The sequence below is a fragment of the Streptomyces sp. NPDC042336 genome, from assembly GCF_055581985.1.
The window spans coordinates 36,618-60,292 of record NZ_JBVJEA010000014.1 but is presented as its reverse complement, the minus strand read 5'-3'; the positions used below and the strand labels follow the sequence as shown (position 1 = coordinate 60,292).

At 71.1% G+C, this 23,675-nt stretch carries 18 protein-coding genes and 2 pseudogenes; 12 read left to right on the top strand and 8 right to left on the bottom strand.

The features are described from left to right. Nucleotides 1-96: 96 nt before the first annotated feature. From ACZ6IM_RS27285 to ACZ6IM_RS27275, 3 genes are all read right to left on the bottom strand, one after another. The gene (locus ACZ6IM_RS27285; RefSeq protein WP_469559860.1) at nucleotides 97-4,389 is read right to left on the bottom strand and encodes a discoidin domain-containing protein; all 4,293 of its coding nucleotides are present in this window, start codon (nucleotides 4,387-4,389) and stop codon (nucleotides 97-99) included. 258 nt (nucleotides 4,390-4,647) lie between these two features. Then, the gene (locus tag ACZ6IM_RS27280; RefSeq protein WP_469559857.1) at nucleotides 4,648-5,658 is read right to left on the bottom strand and encodes a LacI family DNA-binding transcriptional regulator; all 1,011 of its coding nucleotides are present in this window, start codon (nucleotides 5,656-5,658) and stop codon (nucleotides 4,648-4,650) included. A gap of 38 nt (nucleotides 5,659-5,696) precedes the next feature. Next, on the bottom strand, nucleotides 5,697-6,641 hold the full coding sequence (locus ACZ6IM_RS27275) for an endonuclease/exonuclease/phosphatase family protein (protein ID WP_052843422.1): 945 nt from the start codon (nucleotides 6,639-6,641) through the stop codon (nucleotides 5,697-5,699). A gap of 259 nt (nucleotides 6,642-6,900) precedes the next feature. Here ACZ6IM_RS27275 and ACZ6IM_RS27270 point away from each other — a divergent pair, with 259 nt between their 5' ends. The 3 genes from ACZ6IM_RS27270 (at nucleotide 6,901) to ACZ6IM_RS27260 (ending at nucleotide 10,868) form a co-directional block, all read left to right on the top strand. Then, nucleotides 6,901-8,625, top strand: a complete 1,725-nt coding sequence (locus tag ACZ6IM_RS27270; RefSeq protein WP_052843420.1) for a carbohydrate-binding module family 20 domain-containing protein — start codon at nucleotides 6,901-6,903, stop codon at nucleotides 8,623-8,625. Between the two features lie 181 nt (nucleotides 8,626-8,806). Beyond that, nucleotides 8,807-9,916, top strand: coding sequence for a C40 family peptidase (locus tag ACZ6IM_RS27265; protein ID WP_469559853.1), 1,110 nt, complete (start codon nucleotides 8,807-8,809; stop codon nucleotides 9,914-9,916). A 4-nt stretch (nucleotides 9,917-9,920) separates the two neighbouring features. Further along, nucleotides 9,921-10,868, top strand: coding sequence for a hypothetical protein (locus tag ACZ6IM_RS27260; RefSeq protein ID WP_469559850.1), 948 nt, complete (start codon nucleotides 9,921-9,923; stop codon nucleotides 10,866-10,868). Nucleotides 10,869-11,076: 208 nt separating this feature from the next. On the opposite strand, the gene ACZ6IM_RS27255 is transcribed toward ACZ6IM_RS27260, so the two are convergent. The 3 genes from ACZ6IM_RS27255 to ACZ6IM_RS27245 are packed head-to-tail and all read right to left on the bottom strand — an operon-like array spanning nucleotide 11,077 to nucleotide 13,024. Next, nucleotides 11,077-11,274, bottom strand: coding sequence for a hypothetical protein (locus tag ACZ6IM_RS27255; RefSeq protein WP_052843412.1), 198 nt, complete (start codon nucleotides 11,272-11,274; stop codon nucleotides 11,077-11,079). Further along, on the bottom strand, nucleotides 11,274-11,426 hold the full coding sequence (locus ACZ6IM_RS27250) for a hypothetical protein (protein ID WP_469559847.1): 153 nt from the start codon (nucleotides 11,424-11,426) through the stop codon (nucleotides 11,274-11,276). Before ACZ6IM_RS27250 ends, ACZ6IM_RS27255 begins: the two co-directional genes overlap by 1 nt. Next, nucleotides 11,423-13,024, bottom strand: coding sequence for a glycosyltransferase family 39 protein (locus tag ACZ6IM_RS27245; RefSeq protein ID WP_469560030.1), 1,602 nt, complete (start codon nucleotides 13,022-13,024; stop codon nucleotides 11,423-11,425). Before ACZ6IM_RS27245 ends, ACZ6IM_RS27250 begins: the two co-directional genes overlap by 4 nt. A gap of 143 nt (nucleotides 13,025-13,167) precedes the next feature. On the opposite strand from ACZ6IM_RS27245, the gene ACZ6IM_RS27240 reads away from it, so the two are divergent. The 4 genes and pseudogenes from ACZ6IM_RS27240 to ACZ6IM_RS27225 all read left to right on the top strand — a co-directional run. Then, nucleotides 13,168-13,848, top strand: a complete 681-nt coding sequence (locus ACZ6IM_RS27240; RefSeq protein WP_052843410.1) for a response regulator transcription factor — start codon at nucleotides 13,168-13,170, stop codon at nucleotides 13,846-13,848. Continuing rightward, nucleotides 13,835-15,331, top strand: a complete 1,497-nt coding sequence (locus tag ACZ6IM_RS27235; RefSeq protein WP_469559844.1) for a sensor histidine kinase — start codon at nucleotides 13,835-13,837, stop codon at nucleotides 15,329-15,331. Before ACZ6IM_RS27240 ends, ACZ6IM_RS27235 begins: the two co-directional genes overlap by 14 nt. A gap of 131 nt (nucleotides 15,332-15,462) precedes the next feature. Next, nucleotides 15,463-15,603: a hypothetical protein gene (locus ACZ6IM_RS27230; protein ID WP_469559841.1), complete on the top strand. Its 141-nt coding sequence runs from the start codon at nucleotides 15,463-15,465 to the stop codon at nucleotides 15,601-15,603. Beyond that, nucleotides 15,600-16,073, top strand: a pseudogene (locus tag ACZ6IM_RS27225) (nucleotidyl transferase AbiEii/AbiGii toxin family protein); the annotation flags it as partial. The gene ACZ6IM_RS27230 and the pseudogene ACZ6IM_RS27225, both read left to right, overlap by 4 nt. 221 nt (nucleotides 16,074-16,294) lie before the next feature. Here ACZ6IM_RS27225 and ACZ6IM_RS27220 read toward each other — a convergent pair. Then, the gene (locus tag ACZ6IM_RS27220; protein WP_469559838.1) at nucleotides 16,295-16,627 is read right to left on the bottom strand and encodes a hypothetical protein; all 333 of its coding nucleotides are present in this window, start codon (nucleotides 16,625-16,627) and stop codon (nucleotides 16,295-16,297) included. On the opposite strand from ACZ6IM_RS27220, the pseudogene ACZ6IM_RS27215 reads away from it, so the two are divergent. From ACZ6IM_RS27215 to ACZ6IM_RS27195, 5 genes and pseudogenes are all read left to right on the top strand, one after another. Then, nucleotides 16,626-18,192 (top strand): annotated as a pseudogene (locus ACZ6IM_RS27215) (RHS repeat-associated core domain-containing protein); the annotation flags it as partial. The gene ACZ6IM_RS27220 and the pseudogene ACZ6IM_RS27215 sit on opposite strands and share 2 nt — an antisense overlap. A 1,144-nt stretch (nucleotides 18,193-19,336) precedes the next feature. Continuing rightward, nucleotides 19,337-20,023: a hypothetical protein gene (locus ACZ6IM_RS27210; RefSeq protein WP_469559835.1), complete on the top strand. Its 687-nt coding sequence runs from the start codon at nucleotides 19,337-19,339 to the stop codon at nucleotides 20,021-20,023. Between the two features lie 224 nt (nucleotides 20,024-20,247). Further along, entirely contained in the window at nucleotides 20,248-20,667 is a 420-nt protein-coding gene (gene panD, locus ACZ6IM_RS27205; RefSeq protein ID WP_030186950.1) for an aspartate 1-decarboxylase, read from the top strand. A 41-nt stretch (nucleotides 20,668-20,708) separates the two neighbouring features. Continuing rightward, on the top strand, nucleotides 20,709-21,053 hold the full coding sequence (locus ACZ6IM_RS27200; protein WP_469559831.1) for a GNAT family N-acetyltransferase: 345 nt from the start codon (nucleotides 20,709-20,711) through the stop codon (nucleotides 21,051-21,053). A gap of 43 nt (nucleotides 21,054-21,096) precedes the next feature. Next, complete coding sequence (locus ACZ6IM_RS27195) at nucleotides 21,097-21,765, top strand: aspartate/glutamate racemase family protein (protein WP_469559828.1); 669 nt, start codon at nucleotides 21,097-21,099, stop codon at nucleotides 21,763-21,765. A gap of 411 nt (nucleotides 21,766-22,176) precedes the next feature. Here ACZ6IM_RS27195 and gndA read toward each other — a convergent pair whose 3' ends face one another. Continuing rightward, the gene (gene gndA, locus ACZ6IM_RS27190; protein WP_469559825.1) at nucleotides 22,177-23,616 is read right to left on the bottom strand and encodes an NADP-dependent phosphogluconate dehydrogenase; all 1,440 of its coding nucleotides are present in this window, start codon (nucleotides 23,614-23,616) and stop codon (nucleotides 22,177-22,179) included. Between the last annotated feature and the right edge of the window lie 59 nt (nucleotides 23,617-23,675).

Genomic DNA, 23,675 nt, shown 5'->3' with positions numbered 1-23,675 from the left:
CTAGCGCAAACCTCGCAAGAGGCTTGCGCCAGTCAGTGACCCGTCCGACAGTACTGTCTGAGAAAAGCTACTGTCGGCCCCCGTTGCGGGCCGGTCCTACGGATTGCGGATGATCTTGAAGGTGGACGTGGTGTTACGGATGTCCACGGCGTTGTCGCTGAGCTTCAGCCCGTTGAAGGTGACCTCACCGACCGCCGGTCCCTGCCCTCCCTCGGGCATCTCGTTGGCCCACACCCCGAAACCGGACTTGGCGTCGAACGCGTCACCGCTCTTGTGCGCGCCGGTGACGGAGACGTCGGTGAAGACCGTGTCCTTGATCGGGAACTGCGGCTGTCCCTGCGCGTAGTTCGTCTGGAACATGATGCCGCTGTAGGTCGGGTCGACGATGTCGACGTTGTTGACCCGGATGCCCTGGAACACCTTGGACGCCGAGAACACCCAGATGCCCGGGAAGGTCTGCCCGTTCCAGAAGTGCCCGCCGGCCCGGACGATCGAGACGTTCTCGAAGGTCGTCGGATCGGTGCCGAAGCCGTTCATCGGGTAGCCGAAGTCCAGCGAGCTGATGGTGATGCCCGAGTAGACCAGGGTGTCCGCGATGTGGATGTTCCGGAAGGTGTTGTTGTAGCCGCCGTAGACGGCCAGTCCCGCGGCGCGCCAGGTCAGCGTCGTCGTGAGGTTCTCGTACAGGTTGTTCTTCATGTCCGCGCCGCCCGCGTCGATCGCCGAGAAGAGCGCGAAGCTGTCGTCACCGGTCGCCCGGGCGTCGTTGTTGGACACCAGGTTGTCGGTCGAGCCGTTGGTCATGTTGATGCCGTCGGCGAACATGTTGCGGATCCGGGAGTTCTTGATCGTCATCCGGTCGGTGTTGGCGCCCCAGTACAGGCACACCATGTGCTCGTTCCAGATGTTGTCGATCACGATGTCGGAGGTGTTGGAGAAGTCGAACACCTTGCCCGGCCCGTCGATGCGGCTCGTGTAGTTGCCGAAGTAGGCGAAGTTCGCGAACGTCGAGCCCTTCGCACTCGCCTCGGCACGGAAGCCGATGTCGGTGTTGTCCTGCGTCGTCGGCGCCTGGAACCTGGTGAACCAGGGGCCGGCGCCGATCACCTTCACCGCCTTGCCGTACACCTGGAACTTGCTCGACGTCTGGTAGTCGCCGGGCGGCAGGTACACGCCGACGAGTTTGCCGGAGGTGTCCATGCGGACCTTGTCGAGCGCGTTCTGCACGTCCTGGTGGGTGAACCCGGCCGGTACGGCGTACGCCGCCGGGTCGGGGTTGGGCACCGCGGCGACCTGCTCCAGGTTGACGAAGTCGATCGCGTAGTCGGAGGTGTTCGCCGCGTCCTTCTGCAACCGGACGGTGCTGCCCGCCGGGACGGTCTCGCCCAGCATGAGGTGCGCCTCGTCGTAGATGTGCCGCGGGGCGCCCGCACCGGGGGAGTTGCCCGGCGAGGCCTCGGCACCGTACAGCCAGGCGTACTTCGACGTCAGCGGCAGCGCCTTCTTCATGACGCCGTCGACGTACACGTTCAGCGTGGCGTCGATGCCGCCGCCGCCCGGCGCGTCCGGGATCGAGAAGCGGGTCACCAGGGTGTTGGTGTCCGCCTTCGTGGTGAACTCGACGTACTCGCCGGTCTTGTCGAGGTGGACGGCCTTGCGGCCGGACGCCTCGCCCGCGAGGTCACCGATGGTGCGGTTGGGGCCGACCACGGTGGCACCGCCGCCGACCGTACCGTCCTCCGCCTCGTACATGTCGTACGGCATGTTCGCGCCGCGCCCGACGAACAAAGGCTGCGTGGAGGTGTTGTTCTCCCGCTTCACCGGCAGTTCGTTCGCGTCGTCGGCGACCGTGACCTTCAGGGAGTACGAGCCGTTGGCCGCCTTCCAGGTGCCGAGGCTCACGGCCGGGGCCGTCGAACCGGCGGCGATGACACCGGAGTGCGCGCCGGTCAGCGTCTTGACGGTGCCGCCCTTGCCGTCGAGCAGGGCGAGGGTCACCGCGTGGCTGCCGCCCGCGGAGTCCTGGGTGCCCTGGTTCTTCAGCGCGACCTTGAAGGTCACGTCGTCACCGGCGGCCGGACCGGACGGCGAGGTGGTGACGGCGGCGGCGACCAGGTCGGAGCTCTGCACCGGCTTGACGACCAGCGGTTCGGGCCGCGTGTAGGTGTTGTTGGTCTCGTTCTGCTCGATGATCTCGTTCGCCTCGTCGGCGACCGCGCTCAGTTCGTACGATCCGGCCTCGCGGGCCCCGAGGGACGCGCTGACCGTGCTCTCCGTACCCGCCTTCAGGGCGGGGACGTCGGCGGTGGCGACCTTGGTGCCGCCCAGTCGGACGGCGACCTTGCCCGCCGGCGCGTCCGCGGCGCCGCCGTTGCGGACGGTGGCGGACACCGTGATCTCGTCCGACTCGACGGGGGAGCCGGGCGACGTGGCCAGCTTCGTCACCTCGAGGTCCGGGTTGGGCGCCGGGGTGCCGACGACCTGGAACTCGGCGAGCTGCCCGGCCGTCGCCCCGGTGTTGGAGGTGAACTTCAGCTGGACGTCCGCGGCTCGCCCGCCGACGGGGATCGTCACGCTGTTGCCGCCGCTCGCCGGGTCGAAGACGTAGTCCTTCGCGGCGACCAGGGAGGTGAAGCCGGACGCGTCCTGGGCGCGACCGAGCACCTGGATGTTCTGGGTGCGCTTCGACCAGCCGGCGTCGGGGTTCAGCTTGAGGACGACGCGGTCGACGTCCGCGTTCGCGCCCAGCTTCAGGGTCAGCGTGTTCGGGTAGCTGCCCGCCGCCCCCTCCCAGTAGGTGGAGGTGCTGTTGTCGTTGGCGTTCTCGGCGACGTAGGTGTGGACGACGGACGAGGCGCTGATGGGCTTGCCGACTGCCAGGTTCGAGCCCTCGCCGCCACTGCCGGTGCGGGTCACGGAGTTGCTGTTGCCCGACTCGTTGCCGGCCGCGTCCTTCGCCCGCACGAAGTAGGTCACGTTCGCCGAGGCCGGCTGGGTGTCGGTGTAGGCGGTGACGTCACCGGCGACGCTCTTGCGCAGCTGGTTGTTGGCATAGACGTCGTATCCGGTGACGCCCCTGTCGTCGGTGGAGGCGGTCCACGTCAGCTTGACCTGACCGGCGGCCGGTTCGGTGAGGGCGAGGTTCGCGGGCGCGGTGGGCGCCTGGGTGTCACCGGTGTCGGCGCGGCGGGTGACCGAGTTGCTGTTGCCCGACTGGTTGCCGGCCGCGTCCCTCGCCCGCACGTAGTAGGTGACCGCCGTGCCGGCCGGCCTGGTGTCCGTGTAGGTGGTGAGGTCACCGGCGACCGAGGTCAGCAGGTCGCCGTCGGCGTAGATGTCGTATCCCGTGACGGCTGTGTCGTCCGAGGACGCGTTCCAGGTCAGCCTGATCTGCCCGGTGGCCGGTTCGGTGAACGCGAGGTTCGCCGGGGCCGTGGGCGCCTGGGTGTCACCCGTCTGCGGGCCGTAGACCTCCAGCTCGGAGACCTGGGCCGCGGGCTGACCGGTGTTGGCCGTCACCAGGACCCGCACATAGCGCGCGGTGGCCGCGTCGAAGGTGATCGTGGCCGACTGGCCGCCCGCCGCGTCGAAGGTGTACGCCTTGTCCGCGGTCAGGTCGGTGAAGTCCGAGCCGTTGTCACTGGCCTGGATCTTCAGGGTCTGGCTGCGGTTCGGCCAGCCGTCCGGCAGCCGCAGCACGACGCGGTCGACCCGGCGCGAGGAGCCGAGGTCGGCCTGGAGCCACTGCGGCAGGGCGTTGTTGGCGCTCTCCCAGTAGGTGGCCTTGTTGCCGTCGTTGCCGTTGCCGGGGGTGTACGCGCCCGTGGAACTGCTCGCCGTCAGCCGTCGGCCGGCGGCGAGGTTCACGGACGACTCCCCGGCCCCGTGCACCTCCAGCTCGGAGAGCTGAGCCGCCTGCCACCCGGTGTTCGCCGTGATGTTCACCCGCACGAACCGGGTCTGGGTGGCGGGGAAGGACACGGTGACCGTGTTGCCCGAACCGGGATCGAAGGCGTAGGTGGCGGACGTCTTCAGCGTGCTGAAGCCCGTGCCGTCGGCGCTGCCCTGGACCGAGAGCGTCTGATCGCGGCTCTCCCAGCCGGCGGGCAGTCGCAGGACGACCTCGTCGATCCGCTCGGTGGCACCGAGGTCGGTCTGGACCCACTGGGGCAGGCTGCTGCCGCCGCTCTGCCAGTACGTGCCCTGGTTGCCGTCGGTGATGTTGGCGGCGCCGTACTCGCCGTGCGAGCTGCTCGCCGCCGTGGCGTCCCCCACGGCGATGTTGGGTCCACCGGCTGCCGTGGCCGACAGCAGCGGTCCTCCCAACGCCAGGAGACTGGTCGCGACCACCGTGCACAGGGCACGTGATCTCCAGTTCCGGTTTCTCATCTGTCCCCACATCAGGTAGACACTCAATGTTCTCTGGCATTTACGCTGAGCGCTCGCAGAGTTGCAGAGAAATGTTGAGTCGTCTACAGGGTGAGCAGCGGAAAGTCGGCACACGGCAGCGCCCGGTGGGGGCGGTGAGAACCGGGCGGGCGCCGGGGCATGCCTCGGATCAGCGGCTTTCACGGGCTACGTCGGGTAGCCGCAAGCCACTGTCATTTCCCGCAAGGAACTTGCGGTGGAGAGGGGGGCGGAGTACCGCTAGTCGGCGGCCGGCTGTGCGGTGGAGCCGCGGACGACGAGTTCCGGTTCGAAGAGCAGTTCGCCGTGGGGGACTTCGGTGCCTTGGATCTGTGCGCACAGGAGGTCGACGGCGGCGCGGCCCATGGCCTCGATGGGTTGGCGGACGGTGGTGAGGGGTGGTTCGGTGCAGGTCATGAAGGCGGAGTCGTCGTAGCCGACGACGGAGACGTCGTGGGGTACGTGGTGTCCGTGGCGGCGGGCGGCGCGGATGGCGCCGAGGGCGAGGGGGTCGCTGGCGCAGATGATGCCGGTGACGCCGCGTTCCAGGAGGCGGGTGGCGGCCGCCTGGCCGCCTTCCAGGGAGAACATGGCCCGCTCGACGAACTCCTCGGCCAGTTCCGTGCCGGCGGACCGGGCCGCCTCACGGGCCGCGGCCAGCTTCCGGCGCGAGGGGACGTGGTCGGAGGGGCCCAGCACCAGGCCGATGCGCTCGTGGCCGAGGGACGCCAGGTGCCGCCAGGACTGCTCGACCGCGACGGCGTCGTCACAGGCGATGCACGGGAAGTCGAGGTTCTCGATCGACGCGTTGATCAGCACCACGGGGATGTTGCGCTCGGCGAGCAGCCGGTAGTGGTCGTGCGGTGCGTCCGCCTGCGCGAACAGCCCGCCCGCGAACACCACGCCGGAGACCTGCTGCTGCAACAGCAGCTCGACGTAGTCGGCCTCCGAGACGCCGCCCTTGGTCTGCGTGCACAGCACCGGCGTCAGCCCCTGCTGGGCCAGGGCGCCGCCGATGACCTCCGCGAACGCGGGAAAGATCGGGTTCTGCAGCTCCGGCAGGACCAGGCCGACCAGACGGGCGCGCTCGCCCCGCAACTGGGTGGGCCGCTCGTAGCCCAGGACGTCCAGGGCGCTCAGCACGGACTGCCGGGTAGCCTCCGAGACCCCCGGCTTGCCGTTGAGCACCCGGCTGACCGTGGCCTCGCTGACCCCAACCTTCTTCGCCACCTGAGCAAGTCGTCGCGTCACGCCCGAAAGGCTAACGCAAACACCGCAAGCGGTTTGCTTCAATCCCAGACGACCCGGGCGGCGACCGGAAGGTGATCGCTGCCGGTGGCGGGCAGGGTCCGGACGGCGCCGACGGTCCCGGCGCGCGCCATCACCTGGTCGATCCGGGCCAGCGGGAACCCGGCGGGGAAGCTGAAGGCGAGACCGCGCTCGGCCACGTTCAGGGAGTCGGTCAGGGGACGCAGCGCCCGGTCGTCGACCGTGCCGTTGAGGTCGCCCAGCAGGACCACCCTGCGCAGCTCCTCCCCGGCGAGGGCGTCGCCCAGCAGACCGGCACTCTCGTCCCGCCGGGACGACGCGAGACCGTTCGCCCGCACCCGGACCGACGGCAGGTGCGCGACGTAGACGGCCACCTCGCCGCGCGGCGTGTGCGCCACGGTCCGCAGCCCGCGCTCCCACGGCTCCTCGACGCCGCGCGGCTTGATGTCGAGGGGACGGGAGCCGGTGAGCGGATGCTTCGACCAGAGCCCGACGGTGCCCCGGACCGTCCGGTACGGATAGTCGGCGGCCAGGGTCTTCGCGTAGACCTCCAGCGCCGGCGGCACCAGCTCCTCCAGCGCGACCAGGTCGGGCTCGGCACGGGCCAGGGCGCGCGCGGTGCCCTCCGGATCGGTGTTCTCGTCGCTGACGTTGTGCTGCACCACGACCAGGTCGTCGGAGTGAGGCTCCGGCGCGGGCAGGAGCAGCCCGCCGAAGAGGTACGTCCAGGCGGCCGCCGGCAGGAGCAGGGCCTGCAGCGCGAGCGCCGAGCGGCGCACCAGCGCCAGGGCGAGCAGCACCACGACGAGCACACCGAGCCACGGCAGGAAGGACTCCAGCAGACTCCCCAGCCCGCCGAAGCCGTTGGGCACGCTCCCGTGGAACGACAGCAGGAGCGCGGTGACCACCGCCACCCCGGCGAGTCCCCGTCCTGGCCCTCGCGTCCAGGCGGCCCGGTCGGTCATCGTGCCCTGTCTCCTCGTCCTCGACGGCAAATTGCAGAAACCTCTTACAGCGGCGCGGAGTTGCCCGTGGGCAGCGGTGTTGTGAAGGGATTCGACGGGGCGTGTCCAGAGGGTTGACCGTAGTTGAACGCCGCCCTTACGGTCACGACCGCAACCTCTTGCAGTCGTCTTGCTGCAACACGTTGCAAGCGTGTGCCGACTCCCCGGCCACCCCCGGCACCGCACTCCGGGACACCCGCATCCTCACACGGGAGGCTCCATGCACGGCAACACCAGCACGGCGCGAAGAGTCACCGCCACGGCGCTCGCCCTCACCGCCGGAGTGGCAGGCAGCCTCCTGGCCACCGCTGCACCGGCCCAGGCGTCTGCCCCAGGAGACAAGGACGTCACCGCGGTGATGTTCGAGTGGAAGTTCACCTCCGTCGCCCAGGCGTGCACCGACACCCTCGGACCGGCCGGTTACGGCTTCGTCCAGGTCTCGCCGCCCCAGGAGCACATCCAGGGTGGACAGTGGTGGACCTCGTACCAGCCGGTGAGCTACCGGATCGCGGGTCGGCTCGGTGACCGCGCGCAGTTCAAGAGCATGGTCGACACCTGCCACGCCGCCGGGGTGAAGGTCGTCGCCGACTCGGTCATCAACCACATGTCGGCCGGCAGCGGCACGGGCACCGGCGGTTCGTCGTACACCAAGTACGACTACCCCGGCCTCTACTCGTCGAGCGACCTCGACAACTGCACCGCGCAGATCAGCGACTACGGCGACCGCTTCAACGTCCAGGAATGCGAACTGGTCGGCCTCGCCGACCTGGACACCGGCGAGGAGTACGTACGGGGCAGGATCGCCGGTTACCTCGACGACCTGCTGTCCCTCGGCGTCGACGGCTTCCGCGTCGACGCGGCCAAGCACATGGCCGCCGGCGACCTGGCCGACATCAAGTCCCGGCTCAGCGACCCGGACGTGTACTGGAAGCACGAGGCGATCCACGGCGCCGGCGAGGCCGTCTCCCCGAGCGAGTACCTCGGCAGCGGCGACGTGCAGGAGTTCCGCTACGCCCGCGACCTCAAGCGGGTCTTCGACAGCGAGAACCTCGCGTACCTGAAGAACTTCGGCGAGGCCTGGGGCTACCTGCCCTCGGACAAGGCCGCCGTCTTCGTCACCAACCACGACACCGAACGCAACGGCGAGACGCTCACCTACAAGGACGGCGCCAGCTACACACTGGCGCACGTGTTCATGCTGGCATGGCCGTACGGCAGCCCCGACGTGCACTCCGGCTACGAGTTCACCGACCACGACGCGGGCCCGCCGAACGGCGGCCAGGTGAACGCCTGCTACAGCGACGGCTGGAAGTGCCAGCACGCCTGGCGCGAGATCTCCTCCATGGTCGGCTTCCGCAACGCAGCCCGCGGCCAGGCCGTGACCGACTGGTGGGACGACGGCGGTGACCGGATCGCCTTCGGCCGCGGCTCCAAGGCGTACGTCGCCATCAACCACGAGGGCACCTCGCTGACCCGCACGTTCCAGACCTCGCTGCCCGCCGGTGCCTACTGCGACGTCCAGTCGGGCAAGGGCGTCACGGTCGACGGGGCAGGCCGGTTCACCGCGACCCTCGGAGCCGACACCGCCGTGGCCCTGCACGTGGGCGCCCGCACCTGTGACGGCGGAAGCGAACCCGGCGACCCCGACCCGGTGGCCCCCGGCGCCTCCTTCGCTGTCAACGCCACCACCAGCTGGGGACAGAACATCTACGTGACCGGCGACCGGCCCGAACTCGGCAACTGGAACCCGGACGGCGCCCTCGAACTCGACCCGGCCGCCTACCCGGTGTGGAAGCGGGACGTCGAACTCCCCGAGGGCACCTCCTTCCGGTACAAGTACCTCCGCAAGGACCAGGCGGGCAACGTGACCTGGGAGAGCGGCGCCAACCGCACCGCGACGGTGAACACCACGAGAACCCGTCTCGACGACACCTGGCGCAACTGAGTACCCCGCGATGAACAGTCGCGTGTGAGCAAGCTGACACACATGGGGAGACCGAGGTCGGCCGTTCGGGGGAAGGTAGTGTGTTCAAGGCTCGAACGGCCCACCGCGTGACCCGCGGTGACGACCGCGGCGGCAGCCGTCCGTCTGAGCCGCCCGCACGCGACCTCTGAAAGTGGAGCTCATGAACGTGTCGACCGGCGGCATGCGGTTGCTGAGCCGGGGCGCCACAGCAGCCCTCGTCTGCGCGATCCTCCTGTCGCCCGGCCCCGGTTACGCGGCGCCGAACGAACCCGACCCCGGCGACGGCAAGTCGATCGAGGACATCCGCGCCGAACTGGACGGCCTCTACCGCGAGGCGGAGGTGGCCACCGAGGCGTACAACGCGGCCAACGAGAAGGCGGCAAAACAGGAGAAGCGGCTGACGACGCTGCGCAAGGACCTGACCCGCGCCGAGAAGCGGGTGAAGGACCTGCGCGACCTCGCCGGTGCGGCCGCCCGTACCCAGTACCGTGGCGGCGACCTCGCCGCCACCGGCATCCAGTTGCTGCTCGGTGACCACCCGGAGCAGGCCCTCGACGAGGCGTCCCAGGCCCGCCAGGCCATGCGCGGCCTGGTCAACGTCTCCGAGACCCAGAAGACCGCCCGCGAGGAGCTGAGCGAGCAGACCGAGGCCGCCACGAAGGAACTGCGGGAGCTGAAGAGCACCCGTGCGGACAAGGCCGCGGCGAAGCAGAAGATCGAGAAGAAGATCGCCACGGCCGAGCGGATCGAGGCGGGCCTCGAAGAGGAAGAGACCCGCAGGCTGGCGGCGTTGGAGAGGGAGCGGGCCCGACAGGCCGAGGCCCGCTGGACCGGCCCCGGCGGCACCCCCGCGGGCACGGGGACGGGGAAGGGGAAGAAGGGCAAGGGATCGGCGCCGGGCGGCGGGACACAGGCGAGCGGGGCGGCCGCGAAGGCCGTCGGCTTCGCGATGGCGCAGATCGGCAAACCGTACGTGTGGGGCGCCGTGGGCCCGTCGTCGTACGACTGCTCCGGACTCACCTCCGCGGCCTGGGCGGCGGCCGGGCACCCCATCCCCCGCACCTCGCAGGCGCAGTGGGGCGGCCTGACCCGCGTCAGCCTGTCCTCGGCCCGTCCCGGAGACCTGATCATCTACTACAACGACGCCACTCACGTGGGCATGTACATCGGAGGCGGACAGATCGTCCACGCGCCGCGGCCCGGCCGCAGCATCACGACCGCGCCGGCCGCCTCCATGCCCGTCCTCGGCGTCGTACGCCCCGGAGCCTGAACGGATGACCCACTCCCTGACCCCCCGTGACAAGGGGAACCTGCCCGCAGTCGGCGCCCCGCCGCTGATCCGGCTCGACGCCTACGTGGCCGAGGACGGGTCGACGGTGGTCAACGGCCACCTGCTGGACATGGGTGGCACGCGACCGCCCAACGAGGCCATCCTCGACGCCGTCGCCATGTTCGCCCGCACCCTGGGGGCGCCGGTCGCGGCCACCGTCATCGACCGCACCGCGCAGCAGGTGGCGCGACTGCGGGTGCACCCCGACGGCTCGAGCCGGACCATCGGCGAAGAGGAGGACCTGCCGCCCGGGCGCGAGCGCACCGCCGCCGAGGAGGAGGCGTTTCCGCCGCTCGCCCGCGTCGAACGAATCATCCAGCACGCGCAGCGCGAGGAACTGCACGCCGCGTTCGTCCTCGCCAGCGCGCTGCGGGAACACCTCACGCTGCGCCGGGGCGCCGAGGACGAACTGTCCCTGGAGGCGAGGGCGATCGAGGCGTACCTCGCGTACCTGCGCGGCGACTACATGCTCTCCACCGTCCTCGCGCTGACCGTCGCCCGCATCCGCTGCCGCACCGACCTGAACCGGGCCGCCCCCGACGTGGCCCGCGCCACCGCGGCATGGCAGCGGCTGTGGGACGATGGACAGGTGGCCACCCGCGGGCAGGAACTGCTGCACATGTGGGAACGGCTGTCCGCGGCGGGCCTGTTGCAGGAACCGTCCCACCACGCCATGGCGCAGGCCGTGCGGAGCAGGCTCGCCCAGGGCGGCCGTTCCGTACCCCAGCGGTCCGCGCCCGCGGCGGCGGCCCTGACCGCGGGCCCCGGCTCGGCCCCCGCGCCCGTCGCCCCCGCGCCCGTCGCCCCCGAGGACAAGCCCCTCAAGCCCACCCGCCGCGGCCTGCGCCGCTTCACCCGACGGGCCGGCCGCTCTCCCGGACAGCCCTCCTGAGGACCGGACGCAGGAAGCGAGACCGTGTCCGTCCCGGCGGAGCCGGTCCGGCTCCAACGGGTGTTCACCGTCCGCTCGGCGGTCTACCGGGCGTTCACCGGGCCGGTGCTGGATGTGCTCGTGCCGGAATCCGGCAGGGGGCCCGGCTCGTCGACGGCTCCGGTCCGGGCCGCGCCGGCAGCAAGGCGCGTCCGGTCACCGAGGACGGTCAGTGCCTGAGGTCCGTCTCCTCGATCCGGGTCTGCACCGTCCGGCCGCTCTCCCACGCGTCGGCGTCCGGTGCCACCTCCGGCGTGGGGATGTCCGACCGGTTCTCCCGCTTGCGGGAGGTCGAGAGGCCGAGCCGGTCGTCCCGGGCCCGGATCATCTCGTCCGACGCCTGTCCGTCCTCCGTGAAGCCCATCATCAGCTGCGGGATGCCGTAGGGGAAGCCGCCGCGGTCGTGGCCACCTTGCGGCCGAGCAGGAGACCGGCGGCGGTCGCCAGGCCCGCGGCGACCCCGGTGCCCGTGGCCGGGGCCGGGCCGGGTGAGCGGTGCGTGCCCTGTGTGAGGCTCATGGCCGGCGAGTCCCCGGTGTCGGGTGGCCGTAGCGGGCCGCACACCCGGAAGGCGATGCGGGCGCGTGCCCCCTCGGCCGGGCACAGCGTCTCCTGACGGTGGCGCCCGGTGCCGGGTCGTGGTCCCGGACGTAGACGGTGATCCGTGCCCCGTTGACATGGGTGGTTCCGTACTCGTGGAAGTGGCGCCGCAGGGTGCTGGTCTTCGCCGCTTCCCGTGGGTCGGTCAGCGAGTGCGCCCCCGCCGCGCGGACCGCGACGATCCGGTCGAACTCCAGCATGCGTGCCGCGATCTCCCGGGCGGGAAGCTCGACACCCGCAAGGGTGTTCGACGAAACAGGGTCTCGTGCCAGGGCCAGATCCATCAGGGCGCTGGTGTCCTCGGGGTCCGCCCCGGTCAGGAGCCGGTGCCGGCCGGAGAGATAGAGCAGACCGTCGCCGGGACGGCCTTCCTCGCGTACGGCGTTGCCGATGGCGGTGGCGTCGTCGCTTCGGCTGTGGGGCGTCCTCAGCGAAAGACTCGGCGGCACGAGCCCGGCCAGCACGGCGACCGCCGCGATCCACACGTAGCGCGAGCAGCGCCGCAGCCGGTGCACATAGTCCATCGCGGCGCCCAGCAGCAAGGCGAATCCGACATTGCTGAACACCACATACCGGTCGACGAAGAGTGGCTTGACCAGTGAGGCGATCAGCAGCAGAAGGCCCGGCAGCACGAGAAGCGGCACAGCCAGCGCGGAAAGCCGCACCGGCCCCCTGCCCCCCAGGGGCGCCAGGGCACACACCATGCCGACGACCGCCACCACCAGGAAGTACTGAAGCCGCACCGGTCCGCCGATCCAGGCCACCTGCTCCGACTGCCCCGCGCTGAGGATCGCCAGGGGCGACAGCCCGGCCACCACACCCGCGGCAGCCACGCTCCACGCCCTCAGCACCGGTTGTGGCACACGGCAGACGGCCAGGGTGACGCCGTGTGCGAGCAGGGCGAGGACCGCGAACTCATGGAGCAGACAGGCCAGCAGCATGGTGGAGCCGTAGACCGCCCACCGCCACCGGGCGCGCTGCGGGACGCTGACCACGAGCGCATAGGTGGCCCAGGCGACCAGGGCGCACACCATGGCGTACGAGCGGCCTTCCTGCGCGTACTTCTGCACCTGGGGAAGGACCGGGAACACCAGCCCGGCCAGCAGCCCGGCACGGGGCCCCGCCAGACGCAGTCCCAGCAGCCCGACCCCGCTCGCCGCCACGGACATCGCCAGCACGGACGGCAGCCGCAGGGCCAGCAGCCCTCCGCCGAAGAGGCCGAAGATCCCATGCATCACGGCGTAGTAGAGGGCATGGACCAGATCGACATGCTGGGCGGTGTGCCATATCTGTGAGAGATCGCGGTGCGCGAGCTGATAGGTGACGGACTCGTCCCCCCACAGAGTGTCCTCCCGGCGGATGCCCCAGAGCCCCAGAGCGAGGGTCAGCAGCAGGGGAGCGACGACGACAACGGCCTTGGACGGGCCGGGCGACCGCCGGCGGGCTGGCACCGAAGGGGAAACCGTCCGGGACAGGGCCGGGGCACGCTCATCGAGGGACAACGACTCGAAGGACATCGACTCAACGGGCATCGAAGACAGGGCCTTTCAGCGGTGGCGAGGAAACCCCGCCAGCGTGCCCGGACCTCCTTGACCGGCTGCTGATCCAACCTGACCGGCCGATCAGGAAGGCGGCCCTGCCATGTGCGAGGCTGCACCGCATGCGCATCCTGGTGGTCGAAGACGAGGTCGACCTCGCCCACACCCTGCACACCGGTCTGACCGCCGAGGGCTACAGCGTCGACCTCGCCCATGACGGCAGGCAGGGCCTGTGGATGGCCCGGACCGGCGAATACGCCCTCGTCGTCCTGGACTTGATGCTGCCCGGCCTCAACGGCTACAAGGTCTGCGCCCAACTGCGCCGGGAGGGCAACGCGACCCCGATCCTGATCCTCACCGCCAAGGACGGGGAATGGGACCAGGCAGAGGCCCTGGACACGGGGGCCGACGACTACCTGGTCAAACCCTTCTCCTACCTGGTGCTCGTCGCGCGGCTGCGGGCCCTGGTCAGGCGGGCCGCCACGGTGGTTCCGCCCGTCCTCGCCGTGGGCGACCTCTCGTTGGACGTCGCCGGCCGGGTCTGCCGCCGGGCCGGGGTACGGGTGGACCTCACACCCCGCGAGTTCGCCGTGCTGGAACTGCTGGCCCGCCGGGCGGGCCAGGCCGTCTCCAAGTCGGACCTGCTCTACCACGCGTGGCCGGACGAGGCCGAGGACCCCAACCTGGTGGAGGCGCGCGTCAGCGCCCTCCGCAAGAAGGTGGACGCCGCGTTCCACCGCCAGTCCCTGCAGACCGTACGGGGCACCGGCTACCGGCTGGTGGACGACCGTGACCGCGACTGAGCCGCGACGCCGCTGGTGGCCGCGTTCGGTACGGGCCCGCACCGCCCTGGCCGCCGCCTTGACCGCCGCTCTCGTCCTGGCCGGCATCGGCTGGTGGGTGCACCAGGAGGTCTACCGCGAGAGCATGGCCATCGCCCACGAACGTGCCGAGCGGAACCTCGCCGCTCTCGTCGATCAGCTGAGGGACGGTTCGGTTCCCGGTCCCCAGAGCGCAGCGCCGTACGAGGTCGTCGCGACCGGCCGGCGCACCGCTGTCGCCTCCGGCGGCGCCATGCAGGACTTCGATCCCCGCGCCCGCCATGTGCTGCCCGTCCCACCCGCGCTGTCCGCCCCGACGGATGACGGTGACGACTGGGGCTACACGATGCAGCCCCTGCGCATACCGGAGCGCCGCGACTACAACCCCGAGTACGGATACGACTTGGCCGGCCAGACCTACTTGGTCCTGTACAACGACATCTGGGCCGGTGAACTGGGCAAGGACAAGGCCGCCGCCCTGGGTGTCGCCGCCGACGCCACGCTGCGGGCGTATGTGGTGGTGCTCCCGGACACGGCCGAGGAGATCGCCGGCACCACCGACGACCTGCTGCTGCGGGCCGGTCTCGTCGGCCTGGTGCTGATCGCCGCCATCGCCTACTGCACCGTCCGCATCGCGCTGCGGCCGGTCGAGGCCATCCGCGTCCTCACCGCCTCCGTCACCCCGAGCGACCCGCGCCAACGCGTCACCGTCCCCGCCTCGGGACACGAGATCACCGCCCTGGCCACCACCATCAACACCACCCTCCAACGCCTCGACGACGCCGCCGCCCGGCAACGCCGCTTCGTCGCGGACGCCGCCCACGAACTGCGCAGCCCTCTCACCACCCTGCTGACCAGCCTGGAAGTCGCACTCGCCTACCCAGAACGCACCGACTGGCCCGCCACGGCCACCACCGCCGCACGACAGACCCGCCGCCTCCAGGCCCTCGCCGAGGACCTGCTGCTCCTCGCCCGCCTCGACACCCGCACCCCCGAAGCGAGCCCCGAAACCGTCGACCTGACGGCCCTCGCCTCCCGGCTGACCGAGCAATACCCGCTCACCGAACGTCCGTTGACCCTCACCTGCGACAGCACCGCGCCCGCGCACGTACAGGGAAACCCCGACGCCTACGAACGCCTGCTGCGCAACCTCGTCGACAACGCCGCCCGCCACGCCGCACACCGCATCCAGATCACCGTCCGGAACCAGGACTCCTGGGTCGTCCTCACGGTGCACGACGACGGACCGGGCGTGCCCGGCGAGGACGCCGAGCGCATCTTCGAACGCTTCGTCCGGCTCGACGACGCCCGCTCCCGCGACCACGGCGGCACCGGCCTGGGCCTCGCCATCGCCCGGGACCTGGCCCACCGCCACCGGGGCACCCTCACCCTCACCCCCCGCACCCTCGGAGCATGCTTCGAGCTGCGCCTTCCCCGGGCCCCGGCCGCCCCGGCCGAGGAATGACGCCCGCCCCCCCGCGACCAGTCACCGACACCGACGAAGCACAGCCTCGCCCTCCACCCTTCGAGTACGACACGTGCCGGCGTAGCTTGATCGCCTCGATCAGGTGAGCAAGCGGTCAGCGTCGGGCCCTGGTGGCCCTCCTGCACCACCGGCTGCTCACCGAGCGGTGGCCCGTGCTGCGGCGCTTGATCAGTCCCTACGTCCGAGAAGTCTGGGAGGACGCCTTCCCCGAGCTGCTCCGCACCGCTCCGGCCGGCACGACCGCCGCGTGAAGCTCACTCCGCTCCACGAGCGTCTCCTCGCCGACATCCTCGACCTCAGCTTCCCCCTGTCCTCTGGTCCTCACCGGCGGATACGCCGTGCATGCCCACGGCCTGGTCGAACGCTTCAGCCGTGACCTCGACGTCGCCACCGAGAACCCCGCTCCGATGCGGGAGATCGTCGCCTCACTCACAGCAGGGCCCGGCGCGCGCGGATGGCGGACCACGCATGTCCAGACCGATCCGCTCAGCGGCCGGTTCCTCGTCACCGGTCCGGACACCGCCGAGGAGTGCGAGGTCGATGTCCTCAAGGAGGCGTTCTGGGCTCCGCCTGCCCAGACCCCCTACGGCCCCGTTCTTTCCCTCGACGACTGATCGGCACCAAGGTCCGTGCCCTCGCCGACCGGGGCACCGCCGACCTCGAATCCCTGGGCCGCCGTCGCGCCCACGACCGCCTCACCGGGATTGGGGCGGCATGGTTTCGTCGCGGCCACCAGACGGCCTGCGGTCGCGCGGACGTTGCGAAACCCTCGGCGGGCGCCGACGACCTGCCCGTCGTGGAGTGGACCGGCGGGCCTGGCGCTGGGGCGCCCTCACCACCTGGACCCTGGTCCTCCTCGCCATGCTGCACGCCCTGGTCCCCGCAGGGGCACGGGGCGGAACCCGGACCTGATTCCGGTTCCGCCCCGTGCCCCGTGCGGCGTCAGCCGATGGCGAGACGCGTTTTCCAGTAGCTCGCGGCGCCGATGATCTGCGTGCCGGAGCCGGTGAGCACGGTCCGGCCGCCCGCGTAGAACCTCACGGACCCGTCGGAGCGCACCGTCCAGATGTCGGGGATCGCGTCCCCGTTGACGTCCGGCGTGCCGATCAGATGCGGGATGCCGGCGCTGCCCCAGCCGGAGGCGCCGTACTCGGTGTCCACACCCCCCGCCGAGTTGGCCGCGGCGGCCAGCGAGGTGAGGTCCACAACTCCGCCGGAGGCCGAGATGCCCTTGCGGAGCAGCAGCCTGCCGGTGACATCGGTGCGGTGGGCCACCGGCTACGACGCCGGATACCGGCCCACCGGCCAGGAGACCGTGATCCCCGCGAACTCCATGACCACCGGTGTCTCCGGCACCTACGGCTACACCTACAGTCCCACCGGGCGCCCGCTGACCGTGACGATGCCGGCCAAGGGCGGACTCGCGGCCGAGAAGGTCATCACGCGCTACAACGACGACGGACTGGCCGAGTCCACCTCCGGGCTCTCCTGGTACACCTCCGACGCCACGTACTCGCCCTACGGAGAGGTCCTGCGCACGGTTTCCGGGGCACAGCCCTACCGGGTGTGGACGACCAACTTCGTCGACGCGCACACCGGGCGTCTCCAGCGGACGGTCACCGACCGGGAGACCGCCTCCCCGCACGCCGTCAACGACAGCTACTACTCCTACGACGCCTCCGGCACCATCACCTCCAACGCCCGTAAGCTCAGCGGCGCGACCGGCTCCGTCTGGGACAACCAGTGCTTCACCTACGACGTGCTGGGCGAGCTGGTCAACGCCTGGACGTCCGGCATCGCACCGACCGGCAACGGCACCGGGTGCAAGGCGGCGAACGGGGCCACGTGGGGCCACCGCACCGACGCCGCCCCCTCCTCCGGCCCGATCGCCGAAGCCCCCGACGCGGCGTCCGACGGCGACACGCCCGACGGGGCGCTCTCGGCCTCCCTGACCGCCGCCGCGCCCGACGCGGCCACGGTGTCGACCGGCGCCACCGCCTACCACCAGTCGTTCACCTTCGACTGGCTCGGCAACCGCGCCACGATGACGGAGCACAACACGGCAGACGCGACGAAGGACGTCGGCTTCGTCTACAGCTACGGAAAGACGGTCACGGGCGCCACACCGGCCCAGACCGTCACCACCCAGCCCCACACCCTGTCCTGGACCGCGTCCACGCCCTCCGGCCAGGGCAGTTCCTACAGCTATGACGCCACCGGAAACACCGAGGTCCGCGACCTGGCGGCGACCACCCAGTCGCTGAAGTGGTCGCCCGACAACAAACTGGAGTCCCTGACCGACGACGGCAACAAGACGTCGTACATCTACGACGCGTCGGGCAACCGGCTGCTGGAACACTCACCGTCGGGTGCGACACTCCACCTCGGCGAGACCGAACTGACCACCGACGCCACCGGAAAGATCACGCGTGCCTCCCGGTCCTACGCGCATCCCGGAGCGCCGACCGTCGTCCGCACCGCGACCAACGGCGCCACCACCGGCCACAAACTCCACGTTCTGATCGCCGACCACCTCGGCACGGCCGGCACATCGGTCGAACTGTCCGGCACCCAGCCGGTCACCCGGCGCGAGTTCAAACCGTACGGCGAGTCCCGCGGCCCGAAGCCGGCGAGCTGGCCCAACAAGCGGGGCTACCTCGGCGTCGGCATCCGACGACTCGGCGACCGGACTGACCCACATCGGAGCGCGCGAGTACGACCAGAACGCCGGCCGCTTCCTGTCCGCCGACCCGGTCACCGACCTGGCCGATCCGCTGCAGATGAACGGATACGCCTACAGCAACGGCAGCCCCGTCAGCAAGAGCGACCCCACCGGACTGCTCTTCTGCTACTGCTCATGGCTGGGCAACCAAGGATCGGGCGGCGGCGGCGGTGACACCGGCGGTGGCGGTGACACCGGCACCGACCAGGGCGGTGGCGGCGGCACGCCCGTCGTTCAGCGCAACGGCGGAAAGACCAATCTCGGCAACTGCCTGTCCCGGCAGAACACGGCCCACGACGGCGCCGTCTGCGCCACCGGCTTCGCCGCCGCGTCGTGGGCGAAGAAGTACGGCGTCCAAGGGTTCGCCACCGTCGACGTCGGGCGCGGCGGCCACGCGGCCAACGAGATCCCGGGCGCCAAGGCCGACGGATCCGGGGCCGACGGCAGAGCAGACGTCATCTTCTGGTCCAACGGCACCGTGTACATCTGGGAAGTGAAGCCCACGGCCTCCAAGAAGCCGAAGCCGGGCGACCAGGCGGCGGCGAAGAAGCACAAGTACGCATTCGCCGACGGCCCCGCGCAATTGCAGGGCTACGTCGACAAACTCGAGGACCATCTGGACTCGAAGGGCGACACCCGAAGGGTCGCCAGAGGCCCGTCACTTGCCACAGCGAAATTCGCCTTCGGAAAGGACCGCACGGGAACGGTCTGGAGCGACAAGGACGTCGCCTACCAAGGCATGCGCTATTACGGCGTCGATCCCAAGCGCAGGAGAACGCCGTCCCCCGCGCCGGGACCCGGCCCCAGCCCGGACTCCTCGACGGCCTCACGCCCGTCGGCGAAGTCGGGGGCCGAGCCCAAGCCGTCGGCCACCGGCATGGCGAATCCCCCGAGCCAGGTCAGCCCTGGTGGAGCTCGGAGTGGGGCAGGGCGGTGGTCGCAGTCGGCGCTCCGTTCTTCCTGTTCGCGGCGCCGAGCGGTGGCGGGGTGGCCGTGGGTACGTCGGTGACTGTTGGCGGCGTAACGCTCTACGAGCTCGCGGCGTAGCGCCTGACCACCGGCCGGCGGGACCCGGCCAGTGGTTAGGCTGTAGGGGAACAGACCGAGGAAGGGGCGCGGGCGTGGGCTTGCGTGCCATTGCGACGTTTGATGCCGCCACCAGAGGCGGGGTCGGGAACGGGCTTGCCTCGTGGTATGGGTCCGCCCTCTCGGGGCCGCTGAAAGATCTGGTCGAGCAGGAGCGGCGGGGAGCCATGTTCACCATGGCGAACTCGCGTGCCGACGAGAGGGCCGAGGAACGGGAGTACCAACCACTCTCCATGGCGTGGACGGCCATGCGCCAGGAACTGCTGCGCGAGCCCGCACTGGCCCACGTGCTCTTCATGCGGAGGCCCCTGGGCAGACCGTTCGTCCACTTGCGCAGCGCGAACATCGGCAGCCGCCCCCCGAACATGGGGGCGCAACTCCTGCTGGGTGATGCGATGGGCGGACTCGACGATCCTCGGTTCTGCGCCGACACTGTGCGGTTTCTCGTTGCCGCGCTGGACGCCGTGAATCCGGCCTTCGCATGGATGGGGGTCGACGGGCCGGCCACCGACGACACCAATCTTGACTGCGTGCTCAACCGCCGGGTGCGGGACTCGGTGCGGGAGGCCAGGACATTCCTCCGGGGTTACTCCTGGACCACGGTGTGCCCCGAGGAGCTGTCCGTGCGGCTGGGCGGCCCCGGGGCGCTGGCCGCGACCGGGGTGTTCCACCGGGTCGTTCCGCTCTCGGCGGGCGGTGTGGTCCTCCAGGCGACCGAGACCGTGGCGGCGTACACCGACGAGGCCGTGCGCGGTGTCTTCGAGGCCCTGCGCCCCGTCCTGCCGCCCGGTGTCCCGCACTTCGACCCGGCCCACCCGGAGCTGCGCTACTTCCCCGCGGACGCGTCCCGCTTCGGCGGGTGACGGGCCGGTGCGGGCGGGTCAGCGTCCGGTCAGCACGAGTCTCCGGGCTTCCCGGAGGCTTTCCTGAACAGGCGCCGACGCGGCGCGAGAGTCCAGGCATGAAGCCGTCTCGCCCGAGCGAAGCGATGTTCCTCACAATCCTCGACCAGCATGTCCCGGTGTACAGTCGAGACCGCCCTTGACCTGCACAAAGCAGGCAGGGAGCCGTCTTCCAGGAGTCCGACATGCTGCGCACCATGTTCAAGTCCAAAATCCACCGCGCCACCGTCACCCAGGCCGACCTGCACTACGTCGGCTCCGTGACCATCGACGCCGATCTGCTCGACGCCGCCGATCTGCTGCCCGGTGAGCTGGTGCACATCGTGGACATCACCAACGGGGCCCGGCTCGAGACGTACGTCATCGAGGGGGAGCGGGGGTCCGGGGTGATCGGGATCAACGGGGCCGCGGCTCACCTCGTGCACCCCGGTGATCTGGTGATCCTCATCAGCTACGCCCAGGTCACCGACGCCGAGGCGCGGTCGCTGCGGCCCCGGGTCGTGCACGTGGACGGCGACAACCGTATCGTCGCCCTGGGCGCTGACGCGTCCGAGCCGGTACCGGGCTCGGACCAGGAGCGCAGCCCGCAGGCCGTGTCGGCCTGACCGTACTGACCTGCGATCCCGCGGGGACGAGGAGCGTGGCCGTGAGTGACATCGAGATCCGGGACGACCGGGCGGCCGGACGGCTGGAGGCGGTCGCGGCCGGAGAGGTCGTCGGGCGCATCGAGTACTTCGTCCTCGACGCTCCCGAGCGGGCCGTCGTCCCCGTCCACACGATCGTCGAACCGGCCCACGAGGGCCAGGGCATCGCCGGTTCCCTGGCGCGTGAGCTGTACGGGCTCGCGCGTCGGGAGGGCGTCACGGTCGCCCCGATGTGCCCGTACGTCGTGAAGTGGGCCGAGCGCCACCCGGACGAGGCACCCGCCGCCGATCCGGAGCTGCTGCGCGCGGCGAAGGAGTGGCTCGTGGCGCATCCCGGGCTGTTCTGACCGCGGACCAGGAGAACAGGCAAGAGAGAGACGGGGGACACGCGTGCTGGCGCTCCTGCACACCTCGCCGGTGCACGTGCCGGTCTTCGACGCGCTGCGTGACGCGGCGCATCCCGGTCTGGAACTGCGGCATCACGTCGACGCAGGGCTGCTGGAGCGGGCGCGGCGGGACGGGCCCGAGGCGGTGGCCGAATCCGTCGCGGCCGTGCTGACGCGGGCGGTGGCGGAAGGCGCGCGCGCCGTGCTGTGCACCTGCTCGACGATCGGGGGTGTCGCCGAGGCGGCAGCCGCCGGGGCCGGCGTGCCCGTGCTGCGCGTCGACCGGCCCATGGCCGCCGCCGCGGTGGCCGTCGGTCCCCGTGTCCTCGTCCTCGCCGCCCTGGAGAGCACACTCGCGCCGACGGCGGCACTGATCGAGGAGGAGGCGCGGCGCGCGGGCCGTCCCGTGGAGGTGCGGACCCGGCTGGTGGAGGGCGCCTGGTCGCGGTTCGAGGCCGGTGACGGCGAGGGCTACCTGCGCCGGGTGACCGAGGCGGCCGACTCCGTCACCGGTGCGGACGTGGTCGTGCTGGCCCAGGCGTCCATGGCGCCCGCCAGGGAGTCGACGCGGGCCCGCGTCCCCGTGCTGGCCAGCCCCGCGCCGGGACTGGCGGCCGGGGCGGCGGCGGCCTGCCTGGGCCACTCGGGCCCGGCGGTTCATACGGCGGAGTGAGTGGAGCGGCGGCCGTCGGGTAGGCGGGGGACAAGTCCAGAGCCGACGTCGACCGACTGGCCGGAGGACAGCGCCATGACGAACCCGTATCCGGATCCCGTCCCGCCCGGGCCCACCCCGGGACCCACCCCCGGTCCGGACCCGGAGCCCCCACATCCGCACCCGGACCCGGTCTCGCCACCGGCCCCGGGCCCCGGGCCGGAGCCGGCCCCTCCGCCCCCGCCGCCGGGTCCCGGCCCCGAACCGACACCCCAGCCGCCGGGCCCCGGCCCGCAGCCGACGCCCCAGCCCCCTGATCCTCCGGCTCCGCCCGGGCCCTCGCCGTCGCCGATCCCGCCGGGGCCCGAGCCCGTACCGAATCCCGAGCCCGGGCCGCCGCTCACCTGACGCCCATGGACGAACCCGGGACGGCTATGCGGTGACCTCCGACCGGTCCCCGCCCCACAGCGTGTGGAAGGCGCCGTCCCGGTCCGTCCTGCGGTACGTGTGCGCCCCGAAGAAGTCCCGCTGCCCCTGGGTCAGCGCGGCGGGCAGCCGCTCGGCGCGCAGGGCGTCGTAGTAGGAGAGGGCCGCGGCGAAGCCCGGCGTCGGCACGCCCTGCCGGGTCGCCGCGACCAGGACCTCGCGCCAGTCGTCCTGCGCGGCGGCGATCTCCTGGGCGAAGGTCTCGTCCGACAGCAGGCTCGGCAGGTCCGGCCGGGCGTCGTACGCCGCGCGGATCCGGTCCAGGAAGGCCGCCCGGATGATGCAGCCGCCGCGCCAGATCGCGGAGACGGCGCCGAGGTCGATGTCCCAGCCGTACTCCTCGCTGCCCGCCGCGATCTCGTGGAAGCCCTGCGTGTACGACACGATCTTCGACGCGTACAGCGCCTGCTCGACACGGTCGGCGAAGGCGGCCGCCTCCGACTCCCCGAGCGGCGCCGCCTTCGGTCCCGCCAGGCCGCGCGAGGCGTCGCGCAGCGCCGCGTGCCCGGACAGGGACCGCGCGAAGACCGCCTCCGCGATGCCGGACACCGGCACGCCCAGGTCCAGCGCGATCTGCACGGTCCAGCGGCCGGTGCCCTTCTGCTCCGCCTGGTCGACCACGACGTCCACGAACGGCTTGCCCGTCGCCGCGTCGACGTGCGACAGCACCTCCGCCGTGATCTCGATCAGGTACGAGTCCAGGCGGCCGGTGTTCCAGGTGCGGAAGATGTCCGCGATCTGCGCGGGGGAGTACCCGGCGACGTCGCGCAGCAGCTGGTACGCCTCGCCGATCAGCTGCATGTCGGCGTACTCGATGCCGTTGTGCACCATCTTCACGAAGTGCCCGGCGCCGTCGGGACCGACGTGCGTCACACAGGGCGCCTCGTCCGCGGCCTTCGCCGAGATCTTCTCCAGCATCGGGCCCAGCGATGCGTACGACTCCTTCGAGCCACCCGGCATGATGCTCGGCCCGTGCAGCGCGCCCTCCTCACCGCCGGAGATGCCGGTGCCGACGAAGTGGATGCCCCGCTCGCGCAGTTCGCGCTCCCGGCGCCGGGTGTCCGCGAAGTGCGCGTTGCCCCCGTCGATGATCATGTCACCGGGCTCCAGCAGCGGGGCGAACTCCCGGATCACGGCGTCGGTCGGGTCACCGGCCTTCACCATGATGACCAGGCGCCGCGGCCGCTCCAGTGCCGCCACGAACTCCTTGGCGGTCTCGGTCGCGACGAAGTCGCCCTCGCTGCCGAACTCCTCCACCAGCGCGTGCGTGCGCGACGCGGTCCGGTTGTGCACCGCGACGGTGTAGCCGTTGCGGGCGAAGTTGCGGGCGAGGTTGCGGCCCATGACCGCGAGCCCCGTGACGCCGATCTGCGCTGTCGTGCTCATTGGGTTGGCTCCTAATGACCTTGGTGTCCGTGGTGCCCTGTGTACGTGGTGCCGGTGCC